Here is a 14,990-nt window from a genome sequence, read left to right on the forward strand (position 1 = left end):
ATCGAGCATTATCAGTATTCTAAGCATGTCTTACAATAACCTACGATATAAATCGTAGGTTTTTCTTGCTTCTGATTTTTAAACCGCTTTCATTTGATACGACAGAAATCGTAGAGTAACCAAAAAGAATAAACAATGGACGTTCAACCTACTAATAGCGAATTAGAAGTATTAACCGTTCTATGGGAACTGGGCAGTGGTACTGCCCGTGAAGTTCATGAAGAGTTAGCTAAGACCAAGAGTACCGGCTATACTACCACACTGAAAATAATTCAGAACATGTTCGATAAAGGCTTTCTAACTCGTGAGCCCAAGGGGCAAACTCATATCTATTACTCGGCTGTAGAACAACAAGTTATTCAAAAGCAAATGCTTGGTGGGTTTGTCAATAAAGTATTCAGTGGATCATCACAGAACCTAATCCTTCAGGCACTAGGTAACCAAAAGCCAAACAAGGATGAGTTGGATGAGATCCGCGCCATGCTTGATGAGCTTGAGAACAAGAAGAAATGAAGGGTATCGAAGTCATATTGACCTGGGCATTGATCCACTCATTATGGATAGGATTAGGAACACTCATTTTAACCAAGTTCTTAACCCTGGTACTCAGTAAATCTCATAGTAAAAGGCTAGTTAAGATAGTAGCCATTTCAGTCTTCTTCTTGTTTACTATTTCGACAATGTTCGTGCAGTCTCCTTCAGCACCAATACCTGAAGGAATCTGGTTTATGGAGGCACAACCCGTCTATTCCAGTTCACCCCCTGATTGGGCTGATCGATGTAAGCTTTGGATCGGGGAAAATAGTCTTCTGATAAGTATCCTATGGATAGTTGGGGCTTCGATCGGAGCATTGCGATTCTTCAATAATCGCAGAACACTATCGAGGTATAAGTCAACCGCAATTGCTTGCAATGATAAAAATGTGCTCTCCAAAATTGGAGAAATCTCTAGAGCAAAGAGCATTGGCAGAGCAGTACAAGTCCGGGTGAGTGCATTAATCGATTCGCCTATGACCATTGGCATTCTAAAACCTATTATTTACTTCCCTGTAGGTCTTATCAACGGATTCACAGATGAAGAATTAGATGCTATTCTCCGACATGAATTGACTCATATAAAACATCACGACTACCTGATCAATACACTCCTTGTGATGATTGAAACGCTGTTCTTCTTCAACCCATTCGTGCTCATTATGATTCGCGATCTAAGAAGGGAAATGGAGTATGTATGTGATGATGCTGTCATTCAGGTGCATAGTGAATTTGCTTATAGCAGAGCACTTATGAAACTGCAAGAAACTACACTTTCAAATCAGGTTGCGCTTGCAGCCAAAGGCAATAACTCAGAATTTAAAAACAGAATAGAACGCATGATTTATCCAAACAAAACAAAGTTTAGCCCCAAGGCGGGCATTATGGTCTTATTACTCGCTACCGTTTTAGTTAGCAGTGCATTTGTCGGAAAAGCCGACCCGGAACCAACCTCAATTGAAGTGCTTGATCAGGATACCAAACAAGATACTGTTCGTGTGAAATCTTGGGATGAGGTTAAAAGCTATCTCAAAGACAAGGACTCTACCTCCTTAAGAAAGACGGTCATCATGCTGAACGGGAAGCATATTCCAATGGTCTTTGATAAGAACAAGTCAATGGAGAAGTCAAAAAAAATGATGGAAGAGGTTCAGCGTGAGCTTATCAAAGATGGTATTCTCAATGAGAGCAAAACCAAAATCACATTGATGTTCCAGTACTCAGATGTACTGCAAGGAGAAAGAACTCTAGGCGAGCACTATGAAAAGTATAAGGGTATTCTTAACAAGTACTTCCCTGTTTACGACAGCTTTGCTACCACCAGAGTATTTCGTTACAAACAGAAATAGAACATCAGTCTAAAAAAAGCCCCGCCCCGAAACTTCGGGGGTCGGGGCTTTTTTTATTCTGGTGTCTTTACATCCGGAAACTCTTTCTTGAATCCTGCCCAATATTCGGCAATGGTTGATTTCATTTCTTTTCTCAGCCAGAAGAGTCCAACCAAGTTTGGCAAGGTCATCAATGCAATGGTAATACCTGAGAGGGTCCAAATGATAGTAGTGTCTTGGAAGGACGCTAGGAAGAAAGCAATTACATAGACGATCCTAAAATACTTTACTGAGCCTGAGCCCCAGAGGAAAGTCATGGCTCTATCACCATAGTAAGACCAAGAAATGGCTGTACTAAAGGCAAATAGCAATAGGCCAATAGATACAATATACTGTCCATAATCACCGAAAAAGCCTTTTGTAAATGCAATGGTAGTCAGAGGCGCACTGTGTACCAACGATTCACCTTCGAAGGTTTCATCAGAATCTACTGGTCTACCATCCCTTACCAAAATGATCCCCGTGAATGGTTCATCGATATCATTTTTTATGACAACGTTCTCTGCCAATGATCGGGCATGAATGATAGTAGCCGCTGTAATAATTTTGCCTTCCAATACATCTAGCGGGCCGTCAAACAACTCCAATTGATTTACTCCACCAATGTGTTCTGCTAGTTGCTTTACTCCGTCTTCGGTATCGTCAGTATAATTTGTTCCAGCAAGAATTTCCATGTCAGCTGACTGGAAAATATTTTGATGTTTTTCATTCCATACACCTGACGAAAGTAGTGTCAAACCAGTAATGGTACAGATAATAATCGTATCGATAAAAGGCTCAAGAATTGCCACCATACCTTCTGATACAGGCTCATGGGCCTTGGCAGATGCATGGGCAATTGGTGCACTACCCTGTCCAGCTTCGTTTGAAAACAGACCTCTGTTCACACCACGATCGAAGGCATACCAAATGGTTCCGCCAAGGAAACCACCAGCAGCTGCCGAACCAGTGAATATATCGCCTACAATGGCTGCTAGTGATGGCAAAAGATTGTCCAGATTAGCCAATATAACTGCAAAACAGCCGATGAAGTAAATCAAGGCCATGGTAGGCACTAACTTCTCCGTAATTGCTGCAATTCGCTTAATACCACCAATAATTACGATTCCTAGTAGCACTGCTAAGACTGCTCCAGTAATCCACAGTTCAATACCGAAAGTGGCTTGAATAGATGTAGAAATACTATTGATTTGAGGAAGACTACCTGTTCCAAAAGCAGATAATACTGTGGCTATCGCAAATATTATGGCTAGCCATTTCATATTAACCTTCTTACCGCTGAGTTTGAAATCAGCGTTTTTCATGTAATACATCGGTCCTCCAGCCATGGTGCCATCGGAAGCCTTCTCCCTGTACTTATGAGAAAGAGTAACTTCAACAAACTTGGTACACATACCGATACCGGCCGTAACGAGCATCCAGAATAACGCTGCAGGCCCTCCTAAGTGAAGCGCCAAAGCAACACCCGCAATATTTCCTGTGCCTACTGTACCGGAAAGAGCCGTGGTAAGTGCCTGAAAGTGTGATGTATCTCCTTCGTCATCCTTGCGGTCGAACTTACCTTTGACCACTTTGATTGCGAAACTGAAAAATCTTATCTGGGGGAATTTAAGGTAAATGGTGAAGAAAAGCCCAACGCCTAAAAGGGCAAATGGAAACCAACCCGCACTACCTATATAACTATCAATTAAACTCAGGAAATCATCTACTTGCTGCATATCAACTGCTCAATTCTAATGAATGAAGGCACAAAAATAGGGATTATGCCTTCTCGGCAAAGACATAATCCCTATTGATATGATTTAGAAGGGACCTTTCTCTAAATACTTACTAATGATCCGACAAATACTTGATAGGGTTTGATGAAGCCACTTTGAAACTTTGACTTCCCACGCTCAACAATGTTATCAGAATTGATACTAGAGCGGCAGTTAAAAAGACGGTCCAAGATATACTCACTGGGAAGGCAAACCCTCGCAACCACTCTTCCATGGCAAGATAGCTCAATGGCAATGCCACAGCCATGGCAACAATAAAAATTACAGCGAACTGACTGCTGAATCTGCCCAATACTTCCCCGATAGTAGCACCCAGTACTTTGCGGATGCTGATTTCTCTAGAGTGTCTTTCCGCCATAAACGAAACCAAGCCAACTAGACCGAGAACTGTGAGAAAGATCCCAATGATAGAAAATCCCAGTACCACCTTAACAAACTTTTGCTCGTCACCATAGAGGCTAGCAAATGACTCATCCACAAATCGAAAATCTAATGGTTGATCACTATACTCTCTCCAGATTTCGTCAATTCCATCGAGCGCTACAGTTACCTGCTCAGTATTCAACCTGAGGATTAGGTTATCCGGACTAGCTCTAGAACCTGGAGGCAATAATACATATGCTGTAGGCGCAACAGTACTATGAAGTGAATTATAGTGGAAGTTTTCTATCACTCCTGCTACCACCCTCGACTCGTTATCAAAACCTACCTTCTTTCCATCAAGAGACTCCCATCCTGTCTTCTCAAAGGCAGACTCATTGATGAGACATACTGCCACGGAATCCGAAACAATCTGTTTTGAAAGATTTCGTCCCATAAGCAAGCTTGCCTCAATCGTCTGCAAATAGTCATAGTCTATGGCTACCAGGTGAATTCCGATATTCTCTTCAGTGGTCTTCCCTTCCCAAGAAAAGCCCAAGGTATGGTTCATCTGACTCGGCAAACTTTCTCCTGACGCGGATATCTGACTCACCCCTTCAACCTGGCTCATTCTGTCTTTGATCAATACTAACTTCTCCTGCATCCCCCTATCGTCAACAGGAATTGAGATAAGCTGGCTCGCATTGAAGCCTTTATCAAATTGATTAATGTGTTGCATCTGATTGAAAACAATCAATGTGCTTGAAATAAGAAATGCTGCAATACAAAACTGTATTAACACCTGGAATTTTCTTACCCATGACTTGGTGCCGAGTGCACCCAACATATTGCCCCTTACGACATCCACCGGTCTGAACCGATTCATCACAAGGGCTGGGTAAATACCCGATAGCACCAAAATAACTACAAACATGAAGGCTAAAACGGCTAAAACTGGTATTTGGAATATGTCCTTTGGTAACATTTGCTTGCCTACTACCTCATTGAATAGTGGTAAGACCAACATGGTCAGTCCCATGGCAAGAACCAACGCAACTGCTACCTGAAAGCCACATTCAATAAAAAACTGTCGTGCCACCTGTCTTCTAGTTCCACCGAAAACCTTACGCATTCCTACTTCTTTACCTCGTAAGGATGATTTTGCAGTCGTCAGGTTTACGTAGTTAATAGAAGCAGCCAAAAGGATCATGACGGCTACAAAACCAAAGAGATAGATATAGTCTTTGTTTCCCTTTTCAGCCTTACCACTTATATCAGACGAGTTTAACCTCACATCGGCAAGAGGTTGAAAGATGATTCCATTCGTCTCTGAGGCACCTTCTCGTTGATATTTATCAAAGAAGCCAGGAACCTTGACCTTGACCGATTCTAAGTCCGACTCCGATTCTAATTTTGCATAACTACTTAACCAATTGAGACCCCACCAATTATCGAATTTTCCATACATCTCTCGGGTAGTTGGCATTGATCCCAAAAAGTCGAACTGCAAATGAGAATTGGTCGGAAGGTCTTCTATCACCCCAGTTACCTTCATTAAGAAGTCCTTATTGCCATCATAGACTTTTATGGGGAGTTGTTCACCCACTACGTCCAGGCGATCGAAATATCGCAATGCCTTAGAAGCAGTGAGCACAATACTGTTTGGCTCAGTCAGCATAATTTCTCTATTGCCCTGTAAGACTTCAAAACTGAAAAAGCTCATGAAGTTTTCATCTGCCCAGTAAAAATCATTTTCTAAGAAGTTCTGCCCTTCTTGTTTAATAAGTACTACATCTTGACCCAATCGAGTATGGGCTTTTATCTCTGGAAAATCTGACCCCATATTTATTTTCCATGGGGACGGAGTAGCCTGACTCTTATCACCGGACTTAGGGTTATGATTCACCAACCGATAGATATTCTCATGATCTACATGAAAACGGTCATAACTCAACTCATCTAGGATATAGAGAGAGATGAGTAAAGAACTAAGAATACCTATGGTAAGCCCGATGGCATTAAGTGATGAGTACCAAAAGTTCTTTTTGAATTGTCTTGCGGCAACCTTAAGATAGTTGAGCAATAGCATGTTGTTGTTTCGTTCCATTTCTTTGATTCGTTTTAACCTAAATCCTCTGATGTAAGTAATCACATCATAATAGTAAAGTAGCTTGGCCCTGACCGACCCTTTCTGCCCTACCCTTATTTTATACCACTCATGCAAATCCCCCTGTACCTCTTCCAAATACTCCGAAGAGCAAAAGAGTTTTAGGAAACGATCTGCCCACTTCGGTGGCTTATTCTTCTTCATTTCAATCTTATTTGTCAAACTAATAGGTGAAATTAGAATTTGTAATTCGGCATCATATTCCACATTCTTCCACGAATGTCCTTGGCCTGATTAAGTGCATCAAAACCAGCCGCAGTAATTCTATAGAGTCTTTTACGCCTCCCCCCTCTTTCACCTGTCGATCCTCCCATATACGACTCAACAAACTCCTTTTTCTCCAAACGATATAAAGCGGTGTGCACGGTAGACAGAGTAATTGTCCTTCCCGTTTGTTCTTCTATCTCGGCTCCAATAGTAACGCTATAGGCACTATTGACAAGAAGCGCACAGGTAAGTAGTACCAGCTCTTCAAATTCGCCTAAGTGGGTTCCTTTCATATTTCACTCTTATTTGTCAAACTAATATAAGACTAATACTTAGGAATGAGTTTTAGGTTACAAAAAAAATGAGAAAAGGATTGTCTCTAGTCTATGTCTGTGACCAAAACACGCTCAAACATACTTGAATAAGTAGCCAGAAGATTTAGGTGGATGCTATCTTGTTGATAAGCATCGTGAGTAGCTAAGTCTTTCATGAGCACAACGAGCGCATAATCGTAGCTCTTCTCAAGGTTCGGCCTATCCGTTGCTGCCGGAGTTCCATCATAAACTTTTAAAACTCCTTGAATCTCTCTCAGACCCATGCTTGCCCTCGCAAAGTCTCGTATTTGCGCATCAGTAACACCTTCCTTGAACCAAAAATAAACGGTGTGTATAAAAGGAGGTTCAACACTTAACTCGGGAGAATCAGTGTTCTCGCCTGTTTTAATCTTAATATCAGAATGACAAGCCGTGAATGCTAGTATTAGTAATGCAAAGCAAACTTTGGTCATTCTCATCATTTATTACCGTTTAATGGGAAACTTCATTCTGTACTTGACACTGACATTACCTTTGGAGATTCCAACCAATTTAGATCTCAGCATTTGCTTCTTCAACCCTTTGACGTAATCAGTAAATAATACACCTTCTAAGTGGTCATACTCATGCTGAATTACCCTAGCCGTAAGGCCATCGAACTCTTCCTCATGCTCATTCCAAAGTTCATCATAGTAGTGAATGGTTAACTTTTCAGGGCGCAGAATTTCGGCATGAACATCCGGAATACTCAGGCACCCTTCTTCAAATGACCACTCATTGCCATACTCATCAAGGATTTCAGGATTAATAAAAGCACGCTTCACACCTTTAGCTGCCTCTTCTTCCTCTCCCATTTGGGTAGAGTCGATGATGAAAATTCTATGAGACATCCCAATTTGAGGAGCCGCCAAGCCAACCCCATTGGCATTGTACATTGTCTCGTACATGCTTTCAACCAGAGCGGTCAAATCTTGTGAATCTTGTGGGTAGTCTTCTGCTTCTTGCCTTAATACGTTATCCCCGTAGGCAACAATTGGATAAATCATATGCTATTTGCTTTCCAGAAAAGATTGAAGAATAATGGTGGCACTCACCTTGTCAATATTACCCTTTTCTCTTCTGTCCTTCTTTTTTACACCGCCAGCGATCATAGCATCCAATGCCATTTTCGAAGTGTATCTTTCGTCATGCAAATAAACGGGTTTTTCAGGAAAATTCTTTTTTAATAGCCTGTGAAATTGTTTCACCAGTGGTGTTGCATTAGTAGGAGTCCCGTCAAGTTTCTTCGGCATGCCCAGGACGAAAGATTCTATGCCTTCGCTAGTATCATAAGCCTTTAGATAGGCAATTACATCTTTGGAATGTATAGTATCCAAAGCTGAAGCAATAATTTGCAAAGGATCGGTAACCGCAAGACCTACTCTTTTAGTGCCATAGTCTATGGCAAGGATTCTACCCATTAATTCAATTTCGACAAATCGTAAAACTTAAGCTTAGCCAAACGTTCCAATTGCATGGCCTTGGGGAAGAGAATCTCGTTTTCAATTTTCGCGTGAATTAACAAGTCTCTCTCAAAACGTTGTAGTTCTGTATAAAGTACCTTGATGTGGAGATCTGCTTCTTCGCAGTATTGATAATCATTTGTGAACTTTCTAAAACCGTCCATTTCATTTTCATGCACCTCATGTTCCATCGCAAATTCTTGAAGCGAAAATGATTCCATCATATAGTAAGTCTCGGAAGAAGGTTTTTCATCATTCAGAAAACGATTTAGTCTTCCTACATAAGCAAACATGGTGTCTTCTTCTTCATGGATGTGATGAATGAAGTCTTCGACAAACATGGGAAAGATAGACTTGAGGTCTGTAGACAGTGATTTATAGCGGAAATTAACCTCTTCGACACCGTCAATCAATTGACCTATATAAGGAAGTCTCTTCTTGATAAAGAGGTAATGCGCATGCTTTAAGTATTCGACTACAAGCTCTGCGGGATAAGCTTTTAGTTGCTTTTGAGTAGATTCTTTTTCATCGATCACTAGTTCAAGGCTGCTAATTAAGGAGTCTGGATTAATACCCAGTTTTGAACAAACCTCTTCTAGTGTCTCCAACTTGTAATCGTAGAATTTGACTCCGAAATAGTAAAGCACAGACGCTCTAATATGATTTTCAGACACAAGGTCGGTGATGGTTCGCTTGAGTATTTTTTCCATTTTGTCTACGTGATTAACGAATCTAACGATTTTAGGTCATAGTTTTCTATGCCAAACGACTAAAAAACTGAACACAAATTAAGACGTTTCGTTACAATCATACTATGACATTTACCCATGTTTTAAGGTCAAATTCATATTTTAGTGAATTAATAAAAGGTCAAAAGTGAGCGATTACAAAAATTCATCCTACCACATCAAGCTACCTATACTTCTAACCATCGCGGTCATCGTTGGTATAGTCATAGGTTCTGAATATGCTGAACCCAAAACGGACAGAAAGTATCTGGCTTCGATTCAGAAGTTTAGAGAGCTTCTCGAATATATTGAAAACGATTATGTCGACTCGGTAGATACTGAATCTCTTATCGAGGAGTCGATCGAAAACATGCTGGACAAGCTCGATCCGCATACCATCTATATTCCCCCTAAGGAAAGAGAGTTAGCTGCATCGCAATTAAGAGCTACTTATGACGGCATAGGTGTAGAATTCAATTTACTGAGAGATACACTTTACGTTGTCTCTCCTCTACCAGGCGGACCTTCTGAGGAAGCTGGTATCATTGCGGGTGACAAAATTGTCTCTGTAGACGGTGAAAATATCGCTGGTATAGGAATGAATAATCGAAGGGTATTCGATATGCTTCGAGGACCTAGAGGCTCTAAGGTAGAGGTTGGCGTGGTAAGAAAGAACGAATCTGAATTGTTAGCCTTTGAACTGAAACGAGGTGCCATCCCACAATACTCTTTGGATGCCAGCTATATGATTGACGAAGAAATGGGCTATATCAAAGTCAATCGATTTGCCGAAACTACTTATGATGAATTCAAGAAAGCCCTGGCAGAACTAAAATCTCAGGGCATGACCAAGCTTATTCTTGACTTACAGAATAATACTGGAGGTTATATGAGTGCTGCTATTGGCATGAGCAATGAGTTTTTGAGTGGTGGTGAGGTCATTGTAAGTCAGAAAGGGCAAAGCACTAAGTATGACAGTAAAGCCAGAGCCACCAATGATGGTATCTTCAAAGATGGAGCTCTAGTAGTGCTAGTAAATGAAGGCAGTGCTTCGGCTTCCGAAATTGTAGCTGGAGCTTTACAAGACAATGACAGGGCCTTAGTAGTGGGTAGAAGATCTTTTGGGAAAGGACTTGTTCAATTACCTTTTGATTTACAGGACGGTTCTGAGCTTCGTATGACCATCGCCAGATATTACACACCTAGCGGTCGTTCTATTCAGAAACCTTATGACGATGGAGAAAAGGACTATAACTCAGATTATTATAACCGCTACATGTCTGGCGAGTTATTTGTAAAAGACAGTGTTCAATTTGATGAGAGCCTAGCTTACAAGACTTCGAATGGTCGCACAGTCTATGGTGGTGGTGGTATTATGCCTGACTATTTTGTAGCACTAGACACAACGGATAACAGCTCTTACATCAATAGGCTTTCGGCCAGTAACACCATTCGAGAGTATACACTAGATTATAGAGATAATCACCCTGAACTTAAGGAGATGAGTTTTGAGGACTATCATGCTAACTTTAAGGTCACTTCTGATATGTTAAAGAACCTTGTGCTTCTGGGCAATAAGAATGGCGTTCGATATAGCAAAAGGCAGTTTGATAAATCTCGAAATCTCTTGAGTTACTTAGTTAAGGCCAGGATTGCACGTGATATTTATGACGATGATGCCTTCTACAAAATTTATAATGAAACCAATGAAGTCTATCGTCAGGCCATAGAACTCTTCAGAAATCCTGAATTACTACAAAATCAATCAAACGGAGTATTGTTACAAACCCGCTAGGTTCACAGAAAGTATTAATACCAAAACTCTTCGCTTTCCGTTTTGGTCAAAAGGTCATTAGAATGAAGTACTTATTTTTTGCAGCAGCATTGCTCTTATGCACGCCTGTCTTTTCGCAGGACGATTCCATTCAAGAATCTATCGACAAAGACGTTTGGCTCAATTTTATGCAGGCGTATCAAGATTTAGATGCTACTCTTTTCAATCAGATACATACAAATGATGTCATCAGAGTTTCCTCTAATAATGGTCTTATGTTTATTGGTCAGGAGTATAAGGACAGAAACCTTGAGAATTTCAATCGGTGGAACTCACAAAAAGTAAAGCAAAGGATTGAATTCAGCTTCCTGAATCGAGCTGCCAAAGGTAATTGGGCATATGAAATAGGAATCTATAAACTCACCCGATATAATGCTGGTAACTCCCAATCTTACTATGGCAAGTTCAATGTCACACTCAAAAAAGAGGGCAGCACTTGGAAGATTTTCATAGATTCAGACACTGACGAAAATGGCACTATTGGAGAGGCTGACTTCCAAAAAGGCAAGATTTTAAACCACTAATCGCCTAACCATTAAGCTTATAAAAATCCATTTCGAGTTCTGACCTCATAACTTTATCTTATTCGATAAACATTGGAGTCATGAAGAGTTTTTTAGCCTTACTATGCATTTTTGTTATTGTCGGCTGTTCACCTAAAAAAGCCGATGACCTTACTCGAGAGGAGGTCATTGAAGAGATCTACGCCATGGAACAGGCCTTTAATGATCTGTTAGCCAAAGAAGGTCGTGCAGTAGCTTTTGCTCATTTTGCTGCTGAAGATGGAAGTATCAGTCGTGGTGGCCGACTGATTACAGGTAAAGACTCAATCCATGCTTATTATGCGCGTTCCACAACACAAATTCTAACCCTTACCTGGAAACCTACCTTCGTTGACGTTTCTGATGACCTATCCATGGCCTATACCTGGGGGCCTACCTTTTTCAAGGGCATCAGAGAGAATGGGGAGCAGTTCGAAAACACCGGAACGTTCCACTCCATTTGGAAGCGCCAAGCGGATGGCTCCTGGCGTTATGTGTATGATTGATGATCTACTTCTCAGGAATCAAACTGAGCCCAGTTGCTTTAATGTGGGCTTTATACTTACCGAATTCCGTGAGTAAAACTGATTTTACTTTCTCCTCCATGGTAGCTACTGCTGGTTCGAGAAGGAACATAGCAACCTCTTGATTTTTGGTTAGTGGTAATTGAACCGATTGCATTGCTCCCGACAGCCCTCTCACTTGAGCCGACAAGACGGTCCCATCGCGATAAATACCTTGCTTTACGGGCTTACTGTTGATTTGATAGTAGACTTTATCAATAGCCTCAACTAAAGCCTTACCTTCCTTCTCTACCACGGACTTAGTCTCCTTATCCTCATCTTTCACCCTTTCGTTAACAAAGTCAACCAGCTCTTTGGCTTTACGCAAGTCGTTGCTCATTTTATCAACCTTAGCTTGTAGCTGCCCATGCTTTTCCATGAAAGCTTTTTTGGTTTGCATGGCCTGCTCGTCCACTTCGATTCTTGGATCGGCATGAACGACAACTGTATTTTCGGACTGTACCCCGTTGTAGGTCATCCGAACGGTATAGGTTCCAGGAATCACATCAGGACCTCGAGCGAATTTCCGGTTACCAACAGGCCGGGCAAGCTTCTCTCCATCGGTATCCATCCTCCAATAAAAGCGATTCACCCCTTTAGAAGCTCTTTGGTTTTGCGTTTTTACGACCTTTCCTGACTGATCTAGTATTTCTACTTTCACATTGTTTGTCTTCTTATCAGTCCCTTTAAAATAGTAGCTAACCATAGCTCCTAAAGGTCTGTTCTGACCCTCAAAAATTGCCTCTCCTACTAAATTAGCACGGTAGCCGAACGATTCTCCTTGGAAAACCCGATAGGCATCTGGAGTATCGAATACATGAAGTTGCTTGTCCATCACTTGTCCTAAGCTGAGAGAGGCCATAGTTCTCAATGGCCTGATATCATCCAGTACCCAAAAAGACCTACCAAAAGTACCGATGACAAGATCATGCTCTCTTGGATGGATCACCATGTCTTGCGTAGGAATAGTACCGTAGCCATTTGTCCATTGGGTCCAATTATCTCCACCATCAATGCTCACCCAAAGGCCAAACTCTGTTCCTGTAAACATAAGCTTAGGCTCTATTGGATCTTGAACGAAGCTTAGCGTTGCACCTCTCATCTCTGAATCGTCAACTAACCTAGACCAGGTACGACCAAAGTTCTTTGTATGGTATACATAGGGTGTCCAGTCATTCATTCGGTGGTTGTCAATTACCACAAAGGCTTCTGCCGCATTATATTCAGATGGCTGGATTTGACCAATCCAGCTATTCTCGGGCAGCCCCTTCATGTTTTTGACAACATTATTCCATGTTTTGCCACCATCTCTCGTTAGTTGAACATTTCCATCATCCGTTCCCACCCAGATTACTCCAGCTTGTTTAGGACTTGGACTGATGGCCAATATAGTGGTGTGGTTTTCAGCAGCCGTATTATCGTAAGTAAGTCCACCCGTTTTATAATCTTGTTTGGCTGGATCATTAGTGGTCAAATCAGGAGAAATGATTTCCCATGACTTACCACCATCATTGGTTTTATGGACAAACTGACTTCCATAATAGGCAACGCTCTTATCAATGGGGTCAATAGCAAGGGCAGCATTCCAATTGAACCTAAGAGCAACACCTTCGGGGTGAATAGGTCTTACTTTATGAAGAATACCAGATACACGATCGTAATAGTTCAGGTTACCGCCCTGCCCCATAGACCAACCGTAACGATTATCATTAGGGTTTGGTGCCATATCAAATCCATCGCCAACACTCAATCGCTGCCAATAGAAATTTCTAATGCCTCCCTTGAACCAAGACTGACTAGGCCCTCTCCATGAGCCGTTGTCCTGCGCTCCACCATAAATATTATAGGGAATGTCATTATCCACACGCACATGGTAGAACTGTGTCAGTGGTAGGCTTTCTACGAAATGCCAATTCTTTCCTCGATCTCGCGTATAAGTCAAACCTCCATCATGTCCATTGAGTATGAAGGTGGGGTCTTCAGGGTGAATCCACCAGGCGTGATGATCGGTATGTACCCTACTGCTAGGAACGAAACTCGACCAAGTCTTGCCTCCATCCTCTGATACCGTCACCGTAGAGTGAATGCTATACACTCTATTTTCATTTTTCGGATCGACATATACATCCGCATAATAAAAAGGTCTTCCACCAATGTTACGATCTCCTGTTTTAGAAATTTTGGCCCACTTGAAACCACCATCATCGGATCGATAAATTGCATTCGACTCAGACTCTACATAGGCGTAGACACGATTGGGATTTGAAGGAGCGAAAGCGATACCAATTCTCCCCAACTCACCTTTAGGTAGACCATCTTCTGATGTTCTTTTGGTCCATGTATCGCCACCATCAAGACTTACATAAATACCCGAGCCTGGTCCTCCCGAATTAAAAAACCATGGCCACCTGCGGTGTTCCCACATGGCAGCGATCATTTTATTTGGATTAGCTGGGTCTACCACCAAATCAGCAGCACCTGTTTTCACGTCCACATATAGGGTTTGCGTCCATGTTTGACCTCCGTCAATGGTTTTATAGATACCACGTTCTGGGTTTTCTCCCCAAGGCGTTCCGGTAGCGGCAACAACTGCAACCTTCGGATTACTAGGGTCTAAAATAATGCGATGAATACCATTGGTTTTTTCAAGGCCTAAGAAGGTCCAGGTCCTCCCCCTATCAATGGTTTTATAAAGGCCTGCACCATTATTCATACTGTTTCTTGGATTACCCTCGCCAGTACCCACCCAAACTTCATTAGGGTTGTTCTGATTGATAGCTATAGACCCTATAGAAGCTGATTTACCATCATCGAAAATGACGTCCCATGTTGACCCTCCGTTTTCAGATTTCCAAAGTCCTCCGGCAGCCGTCCCTGCATATATGACATCTGAGTTGCTCAGTTCAACATCGAAAGAAGTGATTCTACCACTAGCACCTGCCGGGCCTATACTCCGAGGTTTCATGCCTTTCAACATGGACATATCCATTTTTTGGGCTGGAAGGCTTGTGACTAAGCAAAGAGCTGTTAAGAATAAGAGTGCGGTCTTGATGCGCATGGGTATAATGGTTTC

The 14,990-nt window shown here is 41.7% G+C and carries 13 protein-coding genes; 5 read left to right on the forward strand and 8 right to left on the reverse strand.

Annotated features, from left to right (window positions below):
- Positions 1 to 135 precede the first annotated feature (135 nt).
- Both J4E76_RS17615 and J4E76_RS17620 read left to right on the forward strand, forming a co-directional pair.
- On the forward strand, positions 136 to 513 hold the full coding sequence (locus tag J4E76_RS17615) for a BlaI/MecI/CopY family transcriptional regulator (RefSeq protein ID WP_208506110.1): 378 nt from the start codon (positions 136 to 138) through the stop codon (positions 511 to 513).
- Positions 510 to 1,883, forward strand: a complete 1,374-nt coding sequence (locus J4E76_RS17620) for a M56 family metallopeptidase (RefSeq protein WP_208506111.1) — start codon at positions 510 to 512, stop codon at positions 1,881 to 1,883. The genes J4E76_RS17615 and J4E76_RS17620 overlap by 4 nt, the downstream gene beginning before the upstream one ends.
- Before the next feature lie 53 nt (positions 1,884 to 1,936).
- On the opposite strand, the gene J4E76_RS17625 is transcribed toward J4E76_RS17620, so the two are convergent.
- The 7 genes from J4E76_RS17625 to J4E76_RS17655 form a co-directional block, all read right to left on the reverse strand.
- Entirely contained in the window at positions 1,937 to 3,640 is a 1,704-nt protein-coding gene (locus J4E76_RS17625; RefSeq protein WP_208506112.1) for a sodium:alanine symporter family protein, read from the reverse strand.
- A gap of 112 nt (positions 3,641 to 3,752) precedes the next feature.
- A complete protein-coding gene (locus tag J4E76_RS17630) occupies positions 3,753 to 6,371 on the reverse strand; it encodes an FtsX-like permease family protein (protein WP_208506113.1) in 2,619 nt (872 codons plus the stop codon).
- Between the two features lie 32 nt (positions 6,372 to 6,403).
- On the reverse strand, positions 6,404 to 6,727 hold the full coding sequence (locus J4E76_RS17635; RefSeq protein WP_208506114.1) for a PadR family transcriptional regulator: 324 nt from the start codon (positions 6,725 to 6,727) through the stop codon (positions 6,404 to 6,406).
- 86 nt (positions 6,728 to 6,813) lie between these two features.
- Positions 6,814 to 7,221, reverse strand: a complete 408-nt coding sequence (locus J4E76_RS17640) for a Dabb family protein (protein ID WP_208506115.1) — start codon at positions 7,219 to 7,221, stop codon at positions 6,814 to 6,816.
- A gap of 12 nt (positions 7,222 to 7,233) precedes the next feature.
- Complete coding sequence (gene def / locus J4E76_RS17645) at positions 7,234 to 7,794, reverse strand: peptide deformylase (RefSeq protein WP_208506116.1); 561 nt, start codon at positions 7,792 to 7,794, stop codon at positions 7,234 to 7,236.
- 3 nt (positions 7,795 to 7,797) lie between these two features.
- Positions 7,798 to 8,208 (reverse strand): Holliday junction resolvase RuvX, encoded by a 411-nt coding sequence (gene ruvX / locus J4E76_RS17650; RefSeq protein ID WP_208506117.1) that lies wholly within the window; start codon positions 8,206 to 8,208, stop codon positions 7,798 to 7,800.
- Positions 8,208 to 8,960, reverse strand: a complete 753-nt coding sequence (locus tag J4E76_RS17655) for a hemerythrin domain-containing protein (RefSeq protein WP_208506118.1) — start codon at positions 8,958 to 8,960, stop codon at positions 8,208 to 8,210. The genes ruvX and J4E76_RS17655 overlap by 1 nt, the downstream gene beginning before the upstream one ends.
- Before the next feature lie 166 nt (positions 8,961 to 9,126).
- Between J4E76_RS17655 and J4E76_RS17660 the strand changes: the two genes are divergently transcribed.
- From J4E76_RS17660 to J4E76_RS17670, 3 genes are all read left to right on the forward strand, one after another.
- The gene (locus tag J4E76_RS17660) at positions 9,127 to 10,773 is read left to right on the forward strand and encodes a S41 family peptidase (RefSeq protein ID WP_208506119.1); all 1,647 of its coding nucleotides are present in this window, start codon (positions 9,127 to 9,129) and stop codon (positions 10,771 to 10,773) included.
- Between the two features lie 62 nt (positions 10,774 to 10,835).
- Complete coding sequence (locus tag J4E76_RS17665) at positions 10,836 to 11,336, forward strand: nuclear transport factor 2 family protein (protein WP_208506120.1); 501 nt, start codon at positions 10,836 to 10,838, stop codon at positions 11,334 to 11,336.
- 80 nt (positions 11,337 to 11,416) lie between these two features.
- On the forward strand, positions 11,417 to 11,860 hold the full coding sequence (locus J4E76_RS17670) for a DUF4440 domain-containing protein (protein WP_208506121.1): 444 nt from the start codon (positions 11,417 to 11,419) through the stop codon (positions 11,858 to 11,860).
- Between the two features lie 4 nt (positions 11,861 to 11,864).
- Here J4E76_RS17670 and J4E76_RS17675 read toward each other — a convergent pair whose 3' ends face one another.
- Entirely contained in the window at positions 11,865 to 14,975 is a 3,111-nt protein-coding gene (locus tag J4E76_RS17675) for a hypothetical protein (RefSeq protein WP_236017539.1), read from the reverse strand.
- Positions 14,976 to 14,990: the final 15 nt, after the last annotated feature.

This window comes from Roseivirga sp. E12 (assembly GCF_017592825.1).
GTDB lineage: Bacteria > Bacteroidota > Bacteroidia > Cytophagales > Cyclobacteriaceae > Roseivirga.

Excerpts from the sequence above, each read along its gene's own strand:
- J4E76_RS17615 (WP_208506110.1), top strand. The coding sequence starts at position 136 with ATGGACGTTCAACCTACTAATAGCGAATTAGAAGTATTAACCGTTCTA.
- J4E76_RS17620 (WP_208506111.1), top strand. The coding sequence starts at position 510 with ATGAAGGGTATCGAAGTCATATTGACCTGGGCATTGATCCACTCATTA.
- J4E76_RS17625 (WP_208506112.1), bottom strand. The coding sequence starts at position 3,640 with ATGCAGCAAGTAGATGATTTCCTGAGTTTAATTGATAGTTATATAGGT.
- J4E76_RS17630 (WP_208506113.1), bottom strand. The coding sequence starts at position 6,371 with ATGAAGAAGAATAAGCCACCGAAGTGGGCAGATCGTTTCCTAAAACTC.
- J4E76_RS17635 (WP_208506114.1), bottom strand. The coding sequence starts at position 6,727 with ATGAAAGGAACCCACTTAGGCGAATTTGAAGAGCTGGTACTACTTACC.
- J4E76_RS17640 (WP_208506115.1), bottom strand. The coding sequence starts at position 7,221 with ATGACCAAAGTTTGCTTTGCATTACTAATACTAGCATTCACGGCTTGT.
- def (WP_208506116.1), bottom strand. The coding sequence starts at position 7,794 with ATGATTTATCCAATTGTTGCCTACGGGGATAACGTATTAAGGCAAGAA.
- ruvX (WP_208506117.1), bottom strand. The coding sequence starts at position 8,208 with ATGGGTAGAATCCTTGCCATAGACTATGGCACTAAAAGAGTAGGTCTT.
- J4E76_RS17655 (WP_208506118.1), bottom strand. The coding sequence starts at position 8,960 with ATGGAAAAAATACTCAAGCGAACCATCACCGACCTTGTGTCTGAAAAT.
- J4E76_RS17665 (WP_208506120.1), top strand. The coding sequence starts at position 10,836 with ATGAAGTACTTATTTTTTGCAGCAGCATTGCTCTTATGCACGCCTGTC.
- J4E76_RS17670 (WP_208506121.1), top strand. The coding sequence starts at position 11,417 with ATGAAGAGTTTTTTAGCCTTACTATGCATTTTTGTTATTGTCGGCTGT.
- J4E76_RS17675 (WP_236017539.1), bottom strand. The coding sequence starts at position 14,975 with ATGCGCATCAAGACCGCACTCTTATTCTTAACAGCTCTTTGCTTAGTC.